Origin of the sequence: Streptomyces calvus, assembly GCF_006782915.1 — a bacterium.
GTDB lineage: Bacteria > Actinomycetota > Actinomycetes > Streptomycetales > Streptomycetaceae > Streptomyces > Streptomyces calvus.
Window position 1 is genome coordinate 288,687 of sequence record NZ_VCNP01000056.1, and the last position, 21,213, is coordinate 309,899.

Below are 21,213 nucleotides of genomic sequence, written 5' to 3' on the forward strand. Positions count from 1 at the left end.
GCGCACTCCCTCGCCGTGAATTCTTCAGGGGAATACCTGAATTGGCGTCCGCGGACCCGTTGCGGCCTTGACCCTTTCGGCTTGCCTGCCGCACCGTGAGGGGCCGTAGAACCGGCGGTGGGGCGACGCGAACCCCCACGGCCCCGGCGTGCGACCCCGTATTCCCCCCTCGACCCGGCCCGGCGCGTACGACGACGCGCGGGCGGTACGGGGCGATGGCCGCACCCGCCCGAACCGGCCGGCCCTCGCCGGCCGGGACACCACGGCTGCCACGTGAGGGTTGTGCTCATGCCACTCCAGGACGACGAACGTCGACCGCTGTCCGGGGCCCAGGAAGGGCTCTGGTACGCCCAACGGCTCGCGCCGGACAGCGCCGCGTACAACACCGCCGAGGCGGTCGAGATCCACGGCCCCCTCGACACCGGCCGCTTCGAGACCGCGCTGCGCCGCACCGTCGCCGAGGCCGACACGTTCGCCCTGCGCTTCGTCGACACCGACGACGGTCCCCGCTGCCACCGCGCACCGGACGCGGAGCACTGGCCGCTGCACCGCGTCGACGTCCGGGACGCGGCGGACCCCGAGGCCGCCGCCCGGGAGTGGATCCGCGCGGACCTCACCACCCCCGTGGACCTCGAGAAGGGCCCGCTGTTCGCGCACGCCCTGCTGACCCTGGCCGCCGACCGGCACATCTGGCTGCTGAGGGCACATCACATCCTGCTCGACGGCTACAGCTACAAGCTCCTCGGCCGCCGGCTCGCCGAGACGTACAACGCGCTCGCCGAGGGACGCGAACCGCAACCCGCCGGATTCGCCCCGGTGAGCCGGCTCCAGGCGGAGGAGGCGGCCTACCGCGCGTCCGAGCGGTACGCCCGCGACCGCGCCCACTGGACCGAGCGGCTGGCCGGCCTGCCCGAGCCCGCCCGGCTCACCTCCCGCAGCGCCGCACCCACCGCGCCCTTCCTGCGCCGCACCGCCGAACTGGAGCCCGCCGAGACCGCCGCGCTCGACACGGCCGCGACCCGGCTCGGCGTCTCGCGCACCGACCTGCTGACCGCCGCCACCGCCGCCTACCTGCACCGGATGACCGCCGCCGAGGACCTGGTGCTCGGCCTGGCCACCATGAGCCGGCTCGGCAGCGCCGCCCTGCGCACCCCCGGCACCGCCTCCGACGTCCTCCCGCTGCGCGTGGCCGCCGCCCCGGACACGCCCGTCGCGGACCTGGTGCGCGCCGTCGCCGACGAACTGAAGGCCCTGCGCCGGCACCAGCAGTACCGGGGCGAGTTCCTGCGCCGCGACCTCGGCCTGCTGGGCACCGGACGCCGGCTGTACGGGCCGGTGCTCAACATCGTCCCGTTCGACGAGTCACCGGTCTTCGACGGACACCCCACCACCTGGCACCACCTGTCCGGCGGAGCCGTCGACGACCTGCAGATATCGGTACGGCCCGGAGCCCGGCCCGGCGGCCTGTGGCTGGCCCTCGACGCCAACCCCGCCCTCTACGACGAGGACGAACTCGCCCTGCACCGCGAGCGGTTCCTCACCCTGCTGCGCCGGCTGGCCGAGGCCCCGCCCACGACACCGCTGCGGGACCTGGACCTGCTGCTGCCGGGCGAGCACCCCCGTGACCAACCGGTGCGCACCCACCCGGTCGAGCACACCCTCACCGAGCTGTTCGAGCGGCAGGCGGCCGCCGTCCCCGGGCGCACCGCCGTCACCTGCGGCGACGAACACCTCACGTACGCCGAACTCAACGCCGAGGCCAACCGCCTGGCCCGGCTGCTGACCGAGCACGGCGCGGGACCGGGCCGCGTGGTGGCGCTGGCCCTGGACCGCGGCGCGCGGCTGCTGCCCGCCCTGCTGGCCGTGCTCAAGACCGGCGCCGCCTACCTGCCCCTGGACCCCGGCCACCCGGCGCAGCGGCTGCGGCTGGTCGCCGAGGACGCGGCACCCGTCGTACTCGTCACCGAACGGGCCCACGCCGCCACGGCCGACGGAACCGCCTGCCCCGTCGTCGTGCTGGACGACCCGGAGACGGCCGCCGGCCTCGCCCGCAGGTCCGCCGCCGACCTCACCGACGCCGACCGGCACGGGCCGACGAGCCCGTCCGACACCGCCTACATCATCCACACCTCCGGCTCCACCGGCCGCCCGAAGGGCGTACCGGTGCCGCACGCGAACGTCGTCCGCCTCTTCCTGGCCGCCGCGGACCACTTCGACTTCGGCGCGGACGACGTGTGGACGCTGTTCCACTCCTACGCCTTCGACTTCTCCGTCTGGGAGATCTGGGGCGCCCTGCTGCACGGCGGCCGGCTCGTCGTCGTCCCGTACGCCGTCAGCCGCTCGCCCCGCGACTTCCTGGAACTGCTGCACCGGGAGGGCGTGACCGTCCTCAACCAGACGCCCTCCGCCTTCGAGCAGCTGATCGACGCCGACCTCGAACGGGGCGGCGGGACCGGCGCGTTGCGCCACGTGGTGTTCGGCGGCGAGACCCTGCGCCCGGAGCGCCTGCGCCCCTGGGCCGACCGGCACGGCCTGGACCGCCCGGCGCTGGCCAACATGTACGGCATCACCGAGACCACCGTGCACGTCACCCACCACCGCCTCACCCGCGCCGACCTGGACGACCCGCGCCGCGCCGCCGTCATCGGCCGCCCGCTCGCCGACCTGCGCGTGCACCTGCTCGACGCGGACGGGCGCCCGGTGCCGCCCGGCGCGACCGGTGAGATGTACGTCTCCGGCGCCGGGGTCGCCGACGGATACCTGAACCGGCCCGACCTGACCGCCGAACGCTTCCTCGACGACCCCCACGGTCCGCCCGGCACCCGCATGTACCGCTCGGGCGACCTGGCCCGGCGCCGCGCGGACGGCACCCTCGACTACCTCGGCCGGGCCGACGCCCAGGTGCAGATCCGCGGCTTCCGCGTCGAACCGGGCGAGATCGAGGCCGTCCTCGCCACCCACCCCGGCGTCACCCGGGCCGCCGTCGTGGTCCGCCGCGCCGCCAACGGCGCACAGCACCTCGTCGCCTACACCGTGCCCGTCGGCGGTGAACCGCCGCACCCCGCCGACCTGCGCGCCCACGCCGCGGCCCGCCTGCCCGAGCACATGGTGCCGGCCGCCTGCGTCACCGTGGACGCCCTGCCGCTGACCGCCAACGGCAAGCTGGACACCGCCGCCCTGCCCGCCCCCGACTTCGCCGCCGCCGCGTCCGGCGCCCGCCCCGACACCCCCGAACAAGCCCTGGTCTGCGCCCTGTTCGAGGACGTGCTGCGGCTGCCGCGGCACAGCGTCGGCACCGACGTGAACTTCTTCGACGTCGGCGGCGACTCCCTGCTCGCCACCCGGCTGCTGGCCCGCCTGCGGCACGACACCGGCGTCGAGGTGCCCATCACCGCGCTGTTCGACGCGCCGACCCCGGCCGCCCTCGCCCGCCGGATCACCGCGAGCACCACGGACACCACGGGCATGGCGGGCACCACGGTCACCCTCCCGCGCCCCGCGCCGGGCGGCGCCGTACGTCCCGAACGCGTGCCGCTGTCCTTCGCGCAGGAACGCATGTGGTTCCTCAACCGGCTCGACGACGCGGCGGCGACCTACAACATCCCCCTCCTCGTCCCGGCACCCGCCGACCTCGACACCGAGGCGCTCGGCGCGGCCCTCGGCGACCTGGCCGACCGCCACGAGATCCTGCGCACGGTCGTCGCCGAGCACGACGGCGTCCCGTACCAGCGCGTCCTGCCGCCCGGCGGGACGCGCCCGCGGCTGCGCCAGGTCGACTGCCCCGCCGCGGAGACCGCCGCCCATGTCACGGCCGCCCTGCGGCACCGCTTCGACCTGACCGCGGACAGTCCCCTCGTCGCGTGGCTGCTGGGCACCGGCACCGACCGCACGCTGCTGTTCGTGCTGCACCACAGCGCCGCCGACGGCTGGTCGCTGCGGCCCTTCGCCGAGGACCTGAGCACCGCCTACGCGGCCCGCCGCGCCGGCCGGGCACCCGACTGGGAGCCGCTGCCGGTGCAGTACGCCGACTACGCGCTGTGGCAGCGCGCCCTGCTGGCACCCGCACCGGACGGACCGGGCCGGCTGGAACGGCTGACCGGCCACTGGCGCACGGCGCTCGCCGGCCTGCCCGAGGAGTGCACGCTGCCCGGCGACCGGCCCCGTCCCGCCGCCCCGCTCGGCGGCGGCGCCCACGTGGCGGCCGACGTCGACGCCGCCGTGCACCGGGACCTGCTGGGCCTGGCCGACCGGGCGGGCGCCAGCCTGTTCATGGTGCTGCACGCCGCGCTGAGCGCCCTGCTCACCCGCTGCGGCGCCGGCGAGGACATCGTCGTCGGCACCCCCGTCGCGGGCCGCACCGACCCCGCCCTCGACCAGCTGATCGGGCTGGTCACCAACACCCTGGTCCTGCGGGCCGACACCTCCGGCGACCCCGCCTTCGCGGACCTCCTCGCCCGGCTGCGCACGGCCGACCTGGCCGCCCTCGACCACCAGGACCTGCCCTTCGACCGCCTAGTCGAGGAACTCAACCCGCCCCGCACGCCCGGCCGGCACCCGCTGTTCCAGGTGATGCTGGCCCTGCAGAACAACGAGCCCGCCGAACTGCGGCTGGACGGCCGGCGGACGCGGCTGCGGCCGACCGCCACCGGCACCGCCAAGTTCGACCTCTTCGTCGACGTCCTGGAACACCGCACACCCGAGGGCGCCCCCGACGGCCTCGCGCTCCACGTCGAGTTCGCCACGGACCTGTACGACGCGGGCACCGCCGAGGCGTTCGCGCGCGCCCTGCACGACGTGCTGCGCACCGTGGGCGCCGATCCCGGCGTCCGCGTCGCGGACCTGCCGGCCCTTCCGCAGCGCACTCCCGCACCGACCGCGCCCGGCACCGCGCAACTGGAGGCCGCCGCGCTGTCCGTGCCCGGCATCCGCGACGCCCGCGCCCTTGCAGGTGCCGACGGCGGCCCGCCGCACCTGTACGTCGTGCCGGGACGCGCCGACGCCGCGGAACGCGTCGAGGAGGTCCTGCACCGGACAGGGCACGGCACGGCACGCGTCACGGCCGTCAGCACCCTGCCCCTGCGCGACGACGGAGCCGTCGACACCGACGCGCTGCGCGCCCTGCCCACGGCCGACCGCACCGCCGCCGAAGCCTGGCGCGACCGGCTGGCCCGCCTCCCCGGCGTCACCGGCGCCGAGGTGTCGGCGGAGAACGTCCCCGAGGAACTCGGCCGCCGCCACGCCGGCCTGCCCGAACGCCCCGAACCGCCCGCCCGGGCCACCGGCACCGGCCCGGCGTCCACCGTCCCGGCACTCAGCGAGGGCCCCGCCCTCACCGAACCGTCGGTGGCGAGCTGGGCGCAGGCCCTGCGGCGCGCCGCGGAACGCGCCGAGGGCGACATCGTCCACGTCCACGCCGACGGCAGCGAGCACCGGCGCAGCTACGCCTCCCTCGTACCGGAGGCCTCACGCGTGCTGGCCGGACTGCGGCGGGCCGGACTGCGCCCCGGCGACCAGGTGATCCTCCAGTGCGACGCGACCGAGGACTTCCTCGCCGTGCTGTGGGGCTGCGTCCTCGGCGGCTTCGTCGCCGTCCCGCTGACCGTCCCCGCCTCCTACGACACGGCCTCGGCGGCCCTGACCAAGCTGGAGGGCATCTGGCGGATGCTCGGCCGCCCCTGGATCGTGTGCTCCGCCGGCCGCGAGTCCGCTCTGCGTTCCCTCGCCGCCCGGCAGGACTGGCCCGGGCTGCGGCTGACCACGGCCGACGCGCTGCGCGAGGCGCCCGAGGACCACGACTGGCACCCCGCCAGGCCCGACGACCTGATGCTGATGCTGATGACGTCCGGCAGCACGGGACTGCCCAAGGCGGTGCGGCTCACCCACCGCAACGTGCTGACCCGGTCCGCCGCCACCGAGCAGCTGAACAAACTCGGCGCGGCCGACGTCTCCCTGAACTGGATCCCGCTCGACCACGTCACCGGCGTGGTGATGTTCCACCTGCGCGACGTGTACCTGGGCTGCCGTCAGATCCACGCGCCCACCTCCTGGATCCTCCAGGACCCGCCGCGCTGGATGGACCTCGCCGACCGGCACCGGGTCACCGTCACCTGGGCGCCCAACTTCGCGTTCGGGCTGCTCGCCGAGCACGCCGACCGCTTCGCCGACCGCGGCTGGGACCTGTCGCCGATGCGGCTGGTGATGAACGCCGGCGAGGTCGTCGTGGCCGCCGCGGCCCGCCGCTTCCTGCACGCGCTCAAGCCGTTCGGCCTGCCGCAGGACGTGATGCACCCCGGCTGGGGCATGTCCGAGACCTGCTCGGTCGTCACCGACGCCGTGCTGCCCGGCGAACCCGACGGTGCCGAGGGGCCGTTCGTCAGCTGCGGCCGCCCCTACCCCGGGTTCGCCATGCGGATCGTCGACGACACCGGCACGGTGCGCGCCGAGGGCGACGCCGGCCGGCTCCAGGTCCGCGGCACCTCCGTGACCGGCGGCTACCACGACAACCCGGGCGCCAACGCGGAGGCGTTCACCGAGGACGGCTGGTTCGACACCGGCGACCTGGCGTTCCTGCGCGACGGCGAGCTGTACATCACCGGCCGCGCCAAGGACGTCATCATCGTCAACGGCGTCAACCACTACAGCCACGAGATCGAGGCCTGCGTCGAGGAACTCCCGCACGTCGTGCGCAGTTTCACCGCCGCGGTCGCGGTGCGCTCCGACCCGTCCGCGCCCACCGACGAACTGGCCCTGTTCTTCCACCTCGCCCCCGAGTTCTCCGACGCCGGCGCGGGTGACACGGCCACCGCCCTGCGGGAGATCGCCGGCAAGGTGACCCGGGAGATCGGCGTCAGCCCCGCCTACCTGATCCCGGTGGAGGCCGACGCCGTCCCGAAGACCGAGATCGGCAAGATCCAGCGCACCAAAATGCGCAAGAGCTTCGAGGCGGGCGCCTTCGACGAGGAGGTCCGGCGGACCCAGCTGCTGCTGGGCACCGCCGCCACCGTGCCCGACTGGTTCCTGCGGCCGGTGTGGCGGCGCGCCCGCGCGCACCGGCCCGCCACCGTCCCGCCCGGCCGGCACACCCTCGTCCTCGCGGGCGGCGACCCGCGCGTCCACCGGCTCGCCGGGCAGGTCGCCGACGCGCTGCGGTCCGCCGGCGGGCTGTGCACCGTGGTCACCGACGGGACGCGGTACGCCCGGCTCGACGCCGCCCGCCACCGGGTCCGGCCCGCCGAGGAGGCCGACCACAGCGCGCTGCTGGAGCGGTTGGAGCAGGACCTGCGACCGGTCGACGCCGTCCTCCACCTCGACGGCCTGAGCACCGGCCGGGCACCGCAGGCGGCACCGGCGGACGACACCGGCACGGCCCGCCTGCTCGCGTTCGCCCGGGCCCTCGCCGCCCGGACCGGCCGGCCCCGCACCGTCGACCTGGTGCACGTGACGGCGGGCGCCCTCGCCGTCCACCCCGACGACCGTCCGTCACCCGCGCACGCCATGGCGGGCGCCCTGCTGAAGTCACTGGCCGAGGAGATCGGCGGGCTGCGCTGCACCCACCTCGACCTGGCGGCGGACGACGGCGACCCGCTGCCCGTCCTGCTCGCCGAGACGGCGACCGCCCCGTCCGACACGGAGGTCGCCCACCGCGGCGGACACCGCTACGTGCGCCGCCTGGCCCCGCTGCCGGACACCCCGCCCCGCACCCAGCCACCGGCGCGCGACGGGTTCACGCTGGTCAGCGGCGGGCTGGGCGGTGTCGGCGGCGAGGTCGCGGCCCATCTGCTGCGCACCACCGGCACCCGGCTGCTGATCCTGGGACGCACCCCGCTGCCCGAACCGGACGTCCCGGCAACCGCGTCCGCGCGCGGCGCGGCCCTGCGGCGGCTGCGCGAGCTGGGTGAGGTCCGCTACGCCTGCGCCGACGTCACCGACCTGGCGCAGGTGCGGGCCGCGGTGGACGCCGCCGCCGAAGCGTGGGGAGTGCCCCTGACATCGGTGCTGCACCTGGCCGGAACCCTCGTGGAACGCCCCGTCGGCGAACTCGACCCCGCCACCTGGCGCCGGGCCCTGCGGGCCAAGGCGGACGGCGCGTGGACGCTGCACCGCCTCACCGAGCACCACCCGGTCGACTCGTTCCTCACCTTCTCCTCGGTGAACGGCTGGTTCGGCGGCGCCCTGAACGCCGCCTACGCCGCCGCCAACGCCTACCTGGACGCCCTCGCGCTGCACCGCCGCCGCCTCGGCCTGCCCGCGCAGAGCCTGGCCTGGAGCATGTGGCGCGACCGCGGCATGAGCCGCGGCTACGGCCTCACCGCGCTCACCGAGGCGCGCGGCTACCGGCTGCTCGACACCACCGCCGCGCTGCGCTCCCTCGACCTGGCCCGCACCCTGGACGAGCCGCACCTGCTCATCGGCGCCGACCGCACCGCCCCGTGGGTACGCAGCCACGTCGACGCCCCCGCCCGCCCCGTGCGGCGCCTGGCCGCACGCGTCGGTCTGGCGGACGGCACGGACCTGGGCGCCCTGTGCCGCGCGGCCGAGGAGGCGGCCCGCGCGGCGGGCCTGACCGGCGAGCGGGTGCTGCGCTCGGCCGGGGCCACCGAGAGCCGGGGCCGGGCCGACGCGGGCGAGGAGGCGCGGCGGCTGGAGAGCCGTCTCGCCGAGGTGTGGTGCGAGGTCCTGGGACGCGACCGGGTGGGCCGGGACGAGAACTTCTTCGACCTGGGCGGCAACTCGCTGCTGCTGGTCACCGCGCAGAGCGCCGTCAACCGCGCCTTCAAGTCGGACCTCTCGGTCGTCGACCTGTTCGCGCACCCCACCGTGCGGGACCTCGCCCGCCACCTGGCGGCCCGGACCGGCCCCACCACGGGCGCGCAGCCGGCGCAGGCACCGGACGACCGGGAACCGGCCCCGGCGTCCCCGGGCCCGCACCCCGCACCGAAGGCCGCCGCGCCCGCGCCGAGCGGCCTGGACCGCGCCAAGGAACAAGCACAACGGCAACGCGCGGCCCGTGCCCGCCGCGCGGCACGGCAGGAGAGGGGCCGAGGCCATGCATGACACCACCGACCCGCTGGACGAGCAGGCACCCGCCGTCGCCGTGATCGGCATGGCGGGCCGCTTCCCCGGCGCCGACGACCTGGACGCCTTCTGGGACAACCTGGCGGCCGGCCGGGAATCGGTACGGCCCGTCACCGACGAGGAGTTCCTCGCCGCGGGCGGCGACCGCCGCGACCTCGACGACCCCTCGCTGGTCCGCATGGCCTCGGTCGTCGACGGCATGGACCGCTTCGACGCGGACTTCTTCGGCTACAGCCCCGCCGAGGCCGCCGTCGTCGACCCGCAGCAGCGGCTGCTGCTGGAGACGGCCTACCACGCCCTGGAGGACGCCGGCTGCCTCGGCCGGTCCCGCACCAACGGCACGTTCGGCGTGTACGCGGGCAGCGGCGACAGCCGCTACTACCCCGCCCACGTGTACCCGCACCACGCCGGGCAGCCCGGCTCGGTGGAACTCGTCCACGCGGCCACCGCCAACTCCCTCGGCACGCTCGCCACCCGCGTCTCCTACGAACTGGGCCTCACCGGCCCCAGCGTGTCCCTGCAGACGGCCTGCTCCACCGCACTCGTCGCCGTGCACACCGCCTGCCAGGACCTGCTCGACCACCGGTGCGACACCGCGCTCGCCGCCGCCGTCTCCCTCAACCCCTCCGCGATGCTCGGCTACCGGCACGTGCCCGACGGCCCCTTCTCGCCCGACGGCCACTGCCGTGCCTTCGCCGCCGACGCCGCCGGCACCTCCTCAGGCGACGGCGTCGGGGCCGTGGTGCTCAAGCGCCTGGAGGACGCCCTCGCCGACGGCGACCGCATCCGCGCCGTCGTCCGCGGCAGCGCCGTCAACAACGACGGGCGCCGCAAGGTCGGCTTCAGCGCGCCCAGCGCCGCCGGACAGACCGAGGTCGTCCTCGCCGCGCAGGCCCAGGCGGAGGTCGACGCCGGCACCATCGGGCTGATCGAGGCGCACGGGACCGCCACCCGCCTCGGCGACCCCATCGAAGTGGCCGCGCTCACCGAGGCGTTCCGGCAGAGCACCGACCGGACCGGCTTCTGCGCGCTCGGCTCGGTGAAGACCAACATCGGCCACCTGGGAGCGGCCGCCGGCATCGCCGGACTCATCAAGGCCGTCCTCGCCCTGGAGCACCGGCAGATCCCGCCGAGCCTCCACTTCGACCGGCCCAACCCGCTCATCGACTTCGCCTCCGGACCGTTCCGCGTGCCCACCGCACTGGAGGACTGGCCCGCCGACGGCCACCCCCGCAGGGCCGCCGTCAGCGCCTTCGGCATCGGCGGCACCAACGCCCACGTCGTCCTGGAGGAGGCGCCGCCCGCCGCACCCGCCGCACCGCGCCCGGCACCGCAGGACCGGCGTCTGGTGCTGCCGCTGTCCGCGCGCACCGCCGCCGCCCTGCGCGGCCAGGCGGACGCCCTCGCCCGCCACCTGGACCGGCGGCCGGACCTGCGCCTGGACGACGTCGCACACTCCCTGCGCGCGGACCGGCCCGCGCTGCGCCACCGCCTCACCGTGACCGCGGCCTCGCGCGAGGAGGCCCTGGACGCCCTGCGCGCCGCCGCCCCCGCCACCCCGCCGACCGGTGACGAACCGGCCCGCGTCGCGTTCCTGCTGCCGGGCGGCGGCACCCAGTACGCCGGCATGGGCGCCGGGCTCTACCGCGACCACGCGGTCTACCGGGACACCGTCGACGAGTGCGCCCGCATCCTGCGGCCCGCGCTCGGCACCGACCTGCGCACGGCCCTCTTCGAGCAGCAGCACCCCGGCGACACCGCCGCGTTCCTCGGACTGGTGGTCACCGAGTACGCCCTGGCCCGCACGCTCATGGAGGCGGGCGTGCGCCCCGACGCGCTCATCGGCCACTCGCTCGGCGAGTACACGGCGGCCTGCCTGGCCGGCGTCATCGACCTGGAGGACATGCTGCCCCTGGTCACCGAACGCATCCGGCTGATCGCCTCCGCGGGCGGCGCCACCGTCGGCGTGGCCGCTCCCGCGCAGGACGTGACGCCGCTGCTCGACGACGAGCTGTCGCTGGCCGCGGTCAACGGCCCCGGCGCCTGCACCGTCGCCGGACACCTCGACGCGGTCGAACGCCTGGAGGCCGAACTGGCCCGCCGGGGCGTCCCGTTCCGCCGGCTGCGCATCCCGGTCGCCGCGCACTCCCACGTCCTCGACCCGGTCCTCGGGACCTTCGAGGACCATCTGCGCACGGTGACGCTGCGCCCGCCGCGCATCCCGTACGTCACCAACGTCACCGGCACCTGGGCCACCGACGCGCAGGCCACCTCCGTACGGCACTGGGTCGACCACACCAGGAACACCGTGCGGTTCGCCGACGGCATCGCCGCCCTGTGGGAGCGGCTGCGTCCCGTCCTCGTGGAGATCGGGCCCGGGGACACGCTCACCAAGCTGGCCGCCGCCCGGCTCACCGACGAGGCGCCGGTGACCGTGACCACGATGCGGCACGCCAAGGCCGAGGCGTCCGACGGCTTCGTCCTCGCGGAGGCCCTGGGCCGGCTGTGGAGCGCGGGCGTGGACACCGCCCTCCCGCCGGTGCCGGGCACCCCGCGCCGGGTCCCGCTGCCCCCGTACGCCTTCGAGCGGCAGCGTCACTGGATCGACGCCCCCGGCGCCCGCACCGGCCCCGCCGCGCCCGACATCCCGGCCGCGGCGGACCGGGGCCCGGCCCTCGCCCCGCGGCCCCGGCTGACCACGGAGCACGTGCCGCCGCGCACCGAAGGCGAACGTGCGGTGGCCCGGCTGTGGGAGGAGACCCTCGGCATCGGCGGCATCGGCGTCCACGACAACTTCTTCGACCTCGGCGGCGACTCGATGCGGGCCGTGCTGCTGGCCGGCCGGCTGCGCCGGGCCGGAGTCCTCGACGTACCGGCCGCGAAGCTGATGGCCGCGCCCACGGTGGCCGGAGTCCTCGCGGCGGCCGAGGAGGAGACGGCACAGGCGCCGGGCGGCGCCGCGCTGGGCCCGCTGCTGCCGCTGCGCGCCGAGGGCACCGCCACGCCCCTGTTCTGCGTCCACCCCGGGGCGGGCGTGTCGTGGCGGTACACCGGCCTGCTGCCCCACCTGGGCGGCGACCAGCCCGTGTACGGCATCCAGGCCACCGGCCTCGACGGCACCCGCCCGCCCGTGCCGGACGCCGACGCCATGGTCACCGCGTACCTGGAGCTGGTGCGGCAGGTGCAGCCGCACGGGCCGTACCGGCTGCTGGGCTGGTCGTACGGCGGGTTCGTGGCGCACGCCATGGCCTGCGCGCTCCAGGAGCGCGGCGAACGGGTCGAACTCCTCGCCCTGCTCGACGCCCCCCAGCCGCACGGCACCCGCCACGACCCCGACGCGGCCGAACGCCAGGTGGCGGCCCTGCTGTCACGGGTCGCCGGGCTGCCGCCGGAGGCCGGCGTGCCGGACGTGGACTCCGTCCTCGACCGCATCGGCGCCCGCGTCGCCGCCGACCCCGCCGCCTCTCCGGTGACCCGCGAGGAGGCGGCCGCGATCGCCTCCGTCATGCGCAACAACCTGCGCATCGCACCGCAGTTCGCCCCGGGCGTCTTCCACGGCGACGTGCTGTTCTTCAGCGCCGCCGAGGAGCGGGCCGCGGACGTCCCGGGCGACCTGGCGGTGGCGGCCGGCAAGGCCGACGCCTGGCGGCCCCACGTCGACGGCACCCTGCACGACCACCAAGTGCCGTGCGGCCACTACGAGATGACCGAACCGGAGCCGATCGCCCGCATCGGCGCGGCGGTCGCCAAGGCCCTGCGCGGGATCACCGGCTGATGCCGCCCGGCGCGCCGCCCCGTTCCGTGGCCCCGGCCCACCGACTCACGCCCCGACCGTTCAGGAGACCCATGTGACCGCGACCCAGGACCTCTACGAACTCGGCGACGCGCCCGAGATCGGCACCGTCCCCAGGAAGATGTACGCCTCGCTCATCCGCCGCGAGCGCTACGGGCAACCCGTCGACGCCTTCCGCACCGAGGTCGTGGACGTGCCGCCCGTCGGCCGCGGCCAGGTGCTGGTGAAGGTGATGGCGGCCGGCATCAACTACAACAACGTGTGGGCGGCGCTGGGTTCGCCGCTCGACGTGATCGCCGCGCGTCAGAAGGCGGGCGCCACCGAGGACTTCCACATCGGCGGCTCCGACCTGTCCGGCATCGTGTGGGCGCTCGGCGAGGACGTGCGCGGGGTGCGGCTCGGCGACGAGGTCGTCGTCCTCGCCAGCCGCTGGGACGAGAAGGCCGAGGACATCCGTCTCGGCGCCGACCCCGCCTTCTCCACCACCCAGCGGGTGTGGGGCTACGAGGAGAACTACGGCTCCTTCGCCCAGTTCGCCGTCGTCGACGACTACATGCTCCACCCGAAGCCGGCCCGGCTGTCGTGGGCCGAGGCGGCCTGCTACATGGCGACCGCGGCCACCGCCTACCGGCAGCTGTTCGGCTGGGAGCCGCACACGGTGCGCCCCGGCGACCCGGTGCTGATCTGGGGCGGCGCCGGCGGGCTGGGCTGCATCGCCATCCAGCTGGTCCGGCACGTCGGCGGCATCCCGGTGGCGGTCGTCTCCAGCGAGGAACGCGGCGAGTTCTGCCTCAAGCTCGGCGCCGAGGGCTGGATCGACCGGCGCGAGTTCGACCACTGGGGACGCATGCCGGACACGTCCGACGACGAGGCGATGCGCCGCTGGCTGGCCGGCGCCCGCGCCTTCGGCCGGCGCTTCTGGGAGGTGCTCGGCGAGCGGCGCAGCCCGCGCATCGTGCTGGAGCACTCGGGCGCGGACACCGTCCCGACCTCGATGTACCTGTGCGACAACGGCGGCATGGTCGTCATCTGCGGCGGCACCACCGGCTACAACGGCGACGTGGACCTGCGGTTCTTGTGGATGCGGCAGAAGCGCCTGCAGGGCTCGCACGTCGCCTCCGCCCGCGAGGCGCGGGAGGTGACCCGTCTGATCGACCAGGGCTTCCTCGACCCGTGCCTGTCGCGCACCTTCGGTTTCGACGAGATCGGCCTGGCCCACCAGCTCATCCACGACAACCGCCACCCGGCGGGCAACATGGCGGCGCTGGTCAACGCGCCTGCGTGAGAACGCAGACATCGACGAGGGGCGGGGTGAGCACCACCCCGCCCCTCGTCGCACGCGCCGTCAGGCCCGCAGCAGCTTCTTGAGGATCTTGCCGGCCGGGTTGCGCGGCACCTGATCGATGAACTCCACCCGGCGCGGCCGCTTGTACGGCGCGAGCAGACCCGCGACGTGCCCCAGCAGCTCCGCCGGGCGCGTGCCGGCGTCCGGGTCCACGACGACGTACGCCAGGGGCACCTCGCCGTAGTCCTCGTCGGGCAGGGCGACGACCGCGGCGTCCCGGACCGCCGGATGGGTCATCAGGGCGCGCTCGATCTCCGACGGGTACACGTTCTGACCGGCGCGGATGATGACGTCCTTGGTGCGGTCCACCAGGTGGATGCGCCCCTCGTCGTCGACGAACCCCAGGTCGCCCGTCCTGATCCAGCCGTCGAGGGTGATCTCGCGGGTGGCCTCCGGGTCGTTCCAGTAGCCCTGCATGACGCCCGGCCCGCGCACCACGATCTCGCCGATGCCGCCGCACGGCACCTCCCGGCCCGCCTCGTCCACCGCGCGGGCGGACATGCCCGGCACCACGCGCCCGCAGGGGATGCGGGCGGTGACGTCCCCGGGGGCGGGGTGCTCGTCGGGGCCGAGCGTGACGAAGGGACCGCCGACCTCGGTCATCCCGTACACCTGACGGAAGCCGCAGCCGAGCCGCCGCACCGCCTCGGCGTACACGTCGAGCGGCATCGGGGCGGCGCCGTACAGGACCTCCCGCAGCGAGGACAGGTCGGTGCTGTGCGAGCCCTTGGCCTGGAGCATGAACCGCAGCATCTGCGGCACCATCCACAGGTGCGTGGCGCGGTGCCGTGCCACCGCGGACAGCGCCCGCTGCGGGGTGAAGCCCGGCATCAGCACCACGGTGGCGCCCGCCGCCATGTAGGTCAGCGACACCACCATGCTGCCGTGGTACAGCGGGCAGCAGTTCACCAGGACGATGTCGTCGGTGGGCCGGGCCATGACCAGCCAGCCGAGGGCGATGGCCCGGAACGACCCGCTGTCCACGGTGACGCCCTTGGCCTGCCCGGTGGTCGCCGAGGTGTGCAGCACGGCGATCGGGTCGGTGTCCGCCACGTGCGGCAGCTCCCGCTCGCGGGCCACCGTGCCGAGCGCCGCGAAGGCGGGCTTGTCGAAGGCCATCCGGATCCGCACCGGAGGCGGCAACTCGGTGTGCCGGTCCAGCAGTTCCGACTCGCCGAGGACGGCCACCGCGCCGACCCGCCCGACGAGGCCGGCCACCTCGGGCACGGCCAGGCTGTGGTTCAGCGGCACGAACAGCGCGCCGAGCCGGGCCAGCGCGAAGTAGGTCTCCAGCACCTCGATGCGGTCCTTGGAGAGCACGGCGACCCGGTCACCGCGCCCGATGCCCAGCTCCGCCAGTCCTCGCGCCAGTTCCACCGTGCGGTCGTGGAACTCCGCCCAGGTGACGGACCGTTCCTCGTCCACCAGCGCGGTCCGGCCGGGGAAGCACTGGCGGTTGCGTTCCAGCAGCTGGGTCAGCCACATCAGGCACCACCGGTGGCCCCGGCCACCGAGTGCTCGGCCACGAAGCGCTCGTAGTCGGCGATGGTGCGCAGCCGCTCCATGTCCTCGGCGGTGATCTCCACGCCGAGCCGCTGCTCCACGAGCAGGACGAGCCGCACCAGATCGCCGGAGTCGATACCGCTGGCGGCGAGGTCGACGTCGTCGCCGACGGTGTCCGCGTACTCGGTCGTGCCGGTGAGTTCGACCAGCAACTCCCTGATGGTGCTCATGGTTCTCCCCTTTCGCCCCGGCGCGTGCCGGCCGCCGTGCGGGTGTCGACTGTCACCTCCACAAGAGGAGGACCGCGCCGCTCCCACTCCCCACGGCACTGCGTGAGCTTTGTCACGCGTCCGGACCGCGACGGCGGGGATAGCGGGGGCCCGCGCCGGGCCTCTTACCGCACGAGATTCCCCCCACCCCACCTTCCTCCGCCCCGTCCCGCGCCCGCCCGCTCCCGGGCCGGCAGCGGGCGGGCGGGCCGAACCCGAAGGAGTGATGCGAGTGCCCAGGCATCCGGTACCGGTACGGGTCCGGGCCGCCGGACGGTGCCCGGCCGACCGCACCACCGCGGCCGACCCCGTGCGTGCGGGCGGTGCCGCGTGAACGCGCCGGCCGGTACGGCCGCGGCCGTGGACGACGACGAGCTGCTCGCGCACTTCGACGCGCTCCTCGCCGAGGGCGGGACGGTCGAACCGCGCGACTGGATGCCCGACGGGTACCGGCGCATGCTGATCCGTCAGATCGCCCAGCACGCCCACTCCGAGATCATCGGCATGCAGCCGGAGGGCGCCTGGCTCACCCGGGCCCCCTCCCTGCACCGCAAGTCGGTGCTCATCGCCAAGGTCCAGGACGAGGCGGGCCACGGCCTGTACCTGTACTCCGCCGCCGAGACGCTCGGCGTGGACCGCGCGGACCTGCTGGACGCCCTGCACCGGGGACAGCAGCGCGCCTCGGCCACCTTCAACCATCCCGCGCTGACCTGGGCGGACACCGGCGCCATCGCCTGGCTCACGGACGGCGCCGCCGTCATCAACCAGGCGCCGCTGTGCCGCACCTCCTACGGTCCGTACGCCCGCGCGATGCGCCGCGTCTGCCAGGAGGAGGCCTTCCACGTGCGGCAGGGCTACGACCTGATGCGCGCGCTGTGCGAGGGCACGCCGGAGCAGAAGGAGATGGCGCAGGACGCGGTGGACCGCTGGTGGCTGCCGGCCGTGGCGCTGATGTTCGGCCCGCCGGACACCGAGGCGGGCGGCGCCGACGCGCGGACCGCCGCACTGGGCGCCGCCGTCTCCCGCCGCGCGATGGCCTGGGGCATCAAGCGCCACACCAACGACGAGCTGCGCCAGCGCTTCGTCGACCAGTGCGTGCCGCAGGCCGAACGCCTCGGCCTGACGCTGCCCGACCCGGCCATCCGCTGGAACGAGGAACGCGGCCACTACGACTTCACCCCGGTCGACTGGGACGTCTACCGCGAGGCGCTGGGCGACGACACGGTCTGGGCGCGGCAGCGGATCGCGCACCGCCGGGCCGCGCACGAGGACGGCGCCTGGGTGCGGGAGGCGGCCGCCGCGTACGCCGCCCGTGCGGACGACGGCGCGGCGGAGGAAGCGGAGGACGAAGCCGCGGTCGCCGTCGGTGCGGGGGAGGGGGCCGTGTTCGTCGGCGGTGCGGAGGAGGGCACGGGGGAGACCGGCGCGTGCGCCGTCCGTGCCGGCGGGGTTGCGGGGGAGGACGCGTGAGCCGGGCACGGGAGGGCGCGCCGGCGTCCTGGGAGGTCTTCCTGCGGGCCCGCCGCGGCCTGGCCCACCAGCACGTCGGGTCGGTGCGCGCGGCCGACCCGGACGCCGCGCTGGCCCTGGCCCGCGACCTGTACACGCGCCGCGGCGACCCGCTGTCGCTGTGGGTGGTCCGCTCGGACGCCGTGCACGCGGCCTCCCCGGACGAACGCGACCCGTACTTCGCGGGCGCCCGCCACAAGCCGTACCGGTACCCGGAGCACTTCGCACCGCTGACCGAGAAAGGCCCCGAAGGTGACGACCACGAGTGACGCCCCGGCCCGCACCGCGGCGGGCACGCCGCCCGCACCGGACGGCGCCGACCTCGCCGTGCACCTGCTGCGCCTCGGGGACGACGCCCTCGTCCTCGGGCAGCGCCTGTGCCAGTGGATCACGCGCGCGCCGACCATCGAGGAGGACCTGGCGCTGTCCAACATCGCCCTCGACCTCATCGGCCACGCCCGGGTCCTGCTCACCCGCGCCGGGCGGCTCGACGGGACCGGCCGCACCGAGGACGACCTCGCCTTCACCCGCTCCGAACGCGAGTTCACCAACGCCCTGCTGACCGAACTGCACAACGGCGACTTCGCGGTGACCGTCGCCCGGCAACTCGCCTACACGCACTACGCGGTCCTGTACTACGAGGCGCTGGCCGGCTGCGCCGACGCCGAACTCGCCGCCTTCGGGGCACGCGCCGCCAAGGAGGTCGCCTTCCACCGGCTGCACGCGGACCGCTGGACCCTGCGGCTGGGCCGCGGCACGCCGGAGAGCGCCCGCCGGATGCGGCAGGGCCTGGAGCGGGTGTGGCCGTACACCGGTGAACTGTTCGACGAGGACGACGTGGTGCGGCGCCTGGCCGCGTCGGGCGCGGTGCCCTCGCCGGCGCCGCTGCGCCCGGAGTGGGAGCGGCGGGTCACCGAGGTGGTGACGCGCGCCGGGCTCACCGTGCCCGCCGGTTCCTGGCGGGCGCGCGGCGGCCGGGACGGCCTGCACACCGAGGAGTTCGGCCTGCTGGTCGCCGAACTGCAGTCGGTGCACCGCCGGTTCCCCGGAGGCACCTGGTGACCGGGCCCGCGCCGGCCACGGCCCGCCGTTCCGTGCGCGAGGTGCGGGAACGGGTGGAGGCCGTCCCCGACCCGGAGCTGCCGGTGATCGGCCTCGGCGACCTCGGCGTGGTGCGCTCGGTCGCCCCGGCCGCCGACGGCGTCCTCGAGGTGGAGATCACCCCCACCTATCTGGGCTGCCCCGCCATGCCCGCGATCACCGCGGCGGTACGGGACGTGCTGGCCGCCTGCGGCCATCCCGACGGCCGCGTACGGCAGGTCCTCTCCCCGCCCTGGACGACCGACCGCATCACGCCCGAGGGCCGGCGCAGACTCACCGCCCACGGCATCGCCCCGCCCGCGTCACTCGCGTCATCCGCGTCATCCGCGCCGGACGGTCCGGTCGCCGTGGAGCTGGGCGCGGTGCCCTGCCCGCGCTGCGGTTCGCGCGCCACCCGGCCGCACAGCCCCTTCGGCCCGTCCCGCTGCCAGTCGGTGCTGTGGTGCACGGCGTGCCGCGAGCCCTTCCCCCACCTGACCGCGCTGTGAGGCAGACCGTGAACACCGCAGCCATCCCGCCCACCGCCCGCTCCGAGCCACGCACCGGCCCTGCCCGGCGGACCGGCTGGCACGCGCTGGAGGTCACCGAGGTGCGCCGCCTCACCGCCGACGCGGTGGCCGTCGCCCTGGAGGTGCCCGCCGGGCTGCGCGCGGTCTTCGCGCACCGGCCCGGCCAGCACGTCGTCGTCCGGCACCGCCGCCCCGGCGGGGAACTGCGCCGCAGCTACTCGGTGTGCCCGCCGCCGCACGACCCGACGGCACTGCGCCTGGTGATCGAACGCGGCTCGCCCGACGGTTTCGGCGCCCACGCCACGACCCGCCTCGCGCCCGGCAACCACCTCGAACTCTCACCCCCCACCGGCACGTTCGCCCTCCCGGACCTGCCCGGCGGCCACCACGTCCTGCTCGCGGGCGGCTCCGGCATCACACCGCTCGCCGCGATGGCCGCCGACGTGCTGCGCCGGGACCCGGCCTGCCGGGTCTCCCTGGTCCACTCGGTGCGCACCTCCTGCGACGCGCTGCTGGCCGACGAACTGGCCGAACTGAAGGACGCGTTCGTCGACCGGTTCACCGTCCTGTACGTGGTCACGGGTGAGGACACCGCCCACGGGGGCGGGCCGCTCGGCGGGCGGCTCGACGGCGCGGGTCTGGACCGCCTGCTCACCGCCCTGGACGCCCGGCCCGCACCGGACACCGCCCACGCCCTGTGCGGCCCGCCCGGACTGGTCGCCACCGCGCGGCGGGTCCTGGCGGACGCCGGAGCGGATCCGGCGCTGGTCCGCCGGGAACTGTTCACCACGGCCGCCGCACCAGGGGAATCCACGGACGCATCCCCGTCCGCCGACCCGTCCCCGCCCGCCGACCCGTCCCCGTCCGCCGACCCGTCCCCGCCCGCCGACCCGTCCCCGTCCTCCGGCGCTTCGCCGACCGCCGCACCCTCCCCACTCACCGAAACCTCCCCGCCCGCCCGAACCACCCGCATCACCGTGCTGCTCGGCGGCCGCCGCCGGTACGCCACGGTCCTGCCGCAGGACACGGCCGTCCTCGACGCGCTGCTGCGGGCCGACCCCGACGTGCCGTACGCCTGCCGGGAGGGTGTGTGCGGCAGTTGCCGCGCCAAGGTCCTCTCCGGGCAGGTGGCGGCCCGCGGACAGCACGCGCTGGACGAACGCGACCGCGCCGCCGGCTACACCCTCGTCTGCCGGGCCCGGCCGCGCTCCGCCGAGCTCACCCTCGACTTCGACGCGTGACCCGCGCCGCACCCGCGGCCACGCCACACCCACCCACCGCAGCAGCGATCCCGTGTAAGGAGACAGACGTTGACCACCACCGCCCGCCACGAGGGAAAGACCGCCCTGGTCACCGGAGGCAGCCGGGGCATCGGCAGGGCCATCTGCCACCGACTCGCCCGTGAGGGCGCCCTGGTGGCCGTCCACTACGGGCACGACGAGGCGGCGGCCGAGCGCACGGTCAAGGAGATCGAGGCCGACGGCGGCCGGGCGTTCCCCGTCCACGCCGAACTCGGTGTGCCCGGCGACGCCGACACCCTGTGGTCGGCCTTCGACCGGGCCCTGGCCGCCCGGGACGCCGAACCCGGCCTGGACGTCCTCGTCAACAACGCGGGCATCACCGTCCCGCGCCGCATCGCCGACGTGACCGAGGCCGACTACGACCGGGTGTTCGCGATCAACACCAAGGCGCCGTTCTTCATCGTCCAGCGCGGCCTGGACCGGCTGCGCGACGGCGGCAGGATCGTCAACATCTCCTCCGTCGCGACCCGCGTCGCCTTCCCGGCGCTGGTGTCGTACACCATGACCAAGGCCGCCCTCGACTACCTCACCCTGGCCCTCGCCCAGGAACTGGGCCCCCGCGGCATCACGGTGAACGCCGTCGCGCCCGGCTACACCGAGACGGAGATCAACCCCACCCTCGCCGTCCCGGAGATCCGCCGGAGGTACTCCGAGGCCTCCGTGTTCGGCCGGCTCGGCGCCCCGTCGGACATCGCCGACGTCGTCTCCTTCCTCGCGAGCGACGACGCGCGCTGGACGACCGGCCAGTGGATCGACGCCTCCGGCGGTGTCCACCTCGGCGTGTGACGCCCGCCGCCCGGCCGCAGCA

The 21,213-nt window shown here is 75.6% G+C and carries 11 protein-coding genes; 9 read left to right on the forward strand and 2 right to left on the reverse strand.

What is annotated here, in order from left to right:
- Positions 1 to 288 precede the first annotated feature (288 nt).
- The 3 genes from FGW31_RS29695 to ccrA all read left to right on the forward strand — a co-directional run bounded on the left by FGW31_RS29695 (position 289) and on the right by ccrA (position 14,153).
- Positions 289 to 9,054 (forward strand): non-ribosomal peptide synthetase, encoded by an 8,766-nt coding sequence (locus FGW31_RS29695; RefSeq protein ID WP_142196628.1) that lies wholly within the window; start codon positions 289 to 291, stop codon positions 9,052 to 9,054.
- Positions 9,047 to 12,850 (forward strand): type I polyketide synthase, encoded by a 3,804-nt coding sequence (locus tag FGW31_RS29700; RefSeq protein WP_142196629.1) that lies wholly within the window; start codon positions 9,047 to 9,049, stop codon positions 12,848 to 12,850. Before FGW31_RS29695 ends, FGW31_RS29700 begins: the two co-directional genes overlap by 8 nt.
- 73 nt (positions 12,851 to 12,923) lie before the next feature.
- Entirely contained in the window at positions 12,924 to 14,153 is a 1,230-nt protein-coding gene (ccrA, locus tag FGW31_RS29705; RefSeq protein WP_142196630.1) for a crotonyl-CoA carboxylase/reductase, read from the forward strand.
- A gap of 60 nt (positions 14,154 to 14,213) precedes the next feature.
- On the opposite strand, the gene FGW31_RS29710 is transcribed toward ccrA, so the two are convergent.
- The gene (locus FGW31_RS29710) at positions 14,214 to 15,698 is read right to left on the reverse strand and encodes a class I adenylate-forming enzyme family protein (protein WP_142196631.1); all 1,485 of its coding nucleotides are present in this window, start codon (positions 15,696 to 15,698) and stop codon (positions 14,214 to 14,216) included.
- Positions 15,698 to 15,946 carry an acyl carrier protein gene (locus FGW31_RS29715; protein ID WP_142196632.1) on the reverse strand — a complete coding sequence of 83 codons (249 nt, stop codon included), beginning with the start codon at positions 15,944 to 15,946 and terminating at the stop codon, positions 15,698 to 15,700. The genes FGW31_RS29710 and FGW31_RS29715 overlap by 1 nt, the downstream gene beginning before the upstream one ends.
- A 369-nt stretch (positions 15,947 to 16,315) precedes the next feature.
- On the opposite strand from FGW31_RS29715, the gene paaA reads away from it, so the two are divergent.
- The 6 genes from paaA (at position 16,316) to FGW31_RS29745 (ending at position 21,191) form a co-directional block, all read left to right on the forward strand.
- Positions 16,316 to 17,455 carry a 1,2-phenylacetyl-CoA epoxidase subunit PaaA gene (gene paaA, locus FGW31_RS29720; protein WP_310740018.1) on the forward strand — a complete coding sequence of 380 codons (1,140 nt, stop codon included), beginning with the start codon at positions 16,316 to 16,318 and terminating at the stop codon, positions 17,453 to 17,455.
- Positions 17,452 to 17,763, forward strand: coding sequence for a 1,2-phenylacetyl-CoA epoxidase subunit PaaB (gene paaB, locus FGW31_RS29725; RefSeq protein WP_142196633.1), 312 nt, complete (start codon positions 17,452 to 17,454; stop codon positions 17,761 to 17,763). Before paaA ends, paaB begins: the two co-directional genes overlap by 4 nt.
- On the forward strand, positions 17,747 to 18,556 hold the full coding sequence (gene paaC / locus FGW31_RS29730; protein ID WP_142196634.1) for a 1,2-phenylacetyl-CoA epoxidase subunit PaaC: 810 nt from the start codon (positions 17,747 to 17,749) through the stop codon (positions 18,554 to 18,556). The genes paaB and paaC overlap by 17 nt, the downstream gene beginning before the upstream one ends.
- On the forward strand, positions 18,550 to 19,083 hold the full coding sequence (paaD, locus tag FGW31_RS29735) for a 1,2-phenylacetyl-CoA epoxidase subunit PaaD (protein ID WP_220511074.1): 534 nt from the start codon (positions 18,550 to 18,552) through the stop codon (positions 19,081 to 19,083). The genes paaC and paaD overlap by 7 nt, the downstream gene beginning before the upstream one ends.
- An 8-nt stretch (positions 19,084 to 19,091) precedes the next feature.
- Positions 19,092 to 20,345, forward strand: a complete 1,254-nt coding sequence (locus FGW31_RS29740) for a ferredoxin--NADP reductase (protein WP_142196635.1) — start codon at positions 19,092 to 19,094, stop codon at positions 20,343 to 20,345.
- A 69-nt stretch (positions 20,346 to 20,414) separates the two neighbouring features.
- On the forward strand, positions 20,415 to 21,191 hold the full coding sequence (locus FGW31_RS29745; RefSeq protein ID WP_142196636.1) for an SDR family oxidoreductase: 777 nt from the start codon (positions 20,415 to 20,417) through the stop codon (positions 21,189 to 21,191).
- Positions 21,192 to 21,213 lie beyond the last annotated feature (22 nt).

Excerpts from the sequence above, each read along its gene's own strand:
- FGW31_RS29695 (WP_142196628.1), top strand. The coding sequence starts at position 289 with ATGCCACTCCAGGACGACGAACGTCGACCGCTGTCCGGGGCCCAGGAA.
- FGW31_RS29700 (WP_142196629.1), top strand. The coding sequence starts at position 9,047 with ATGCATGACACCACCGACCCGCTGGACGAGCAGGCACCCGCCGTCGCC.
- FGW31_RS29710 (WP_142196631.1), bottom strand. The coding sequence starts at position 15,698 with ATGTGGCTGACCCAGCTGCTGGAACGCAACCGCCAGTGCTTCCCCGGC.
- FGW31_RS29715 (WP_142196632.1), bottom strand. The coding sequence starts at position 15,946 with ATGAGCACCATCAGGGAGTTGCTGGTCGAACTCACCGGCACGACCGAG.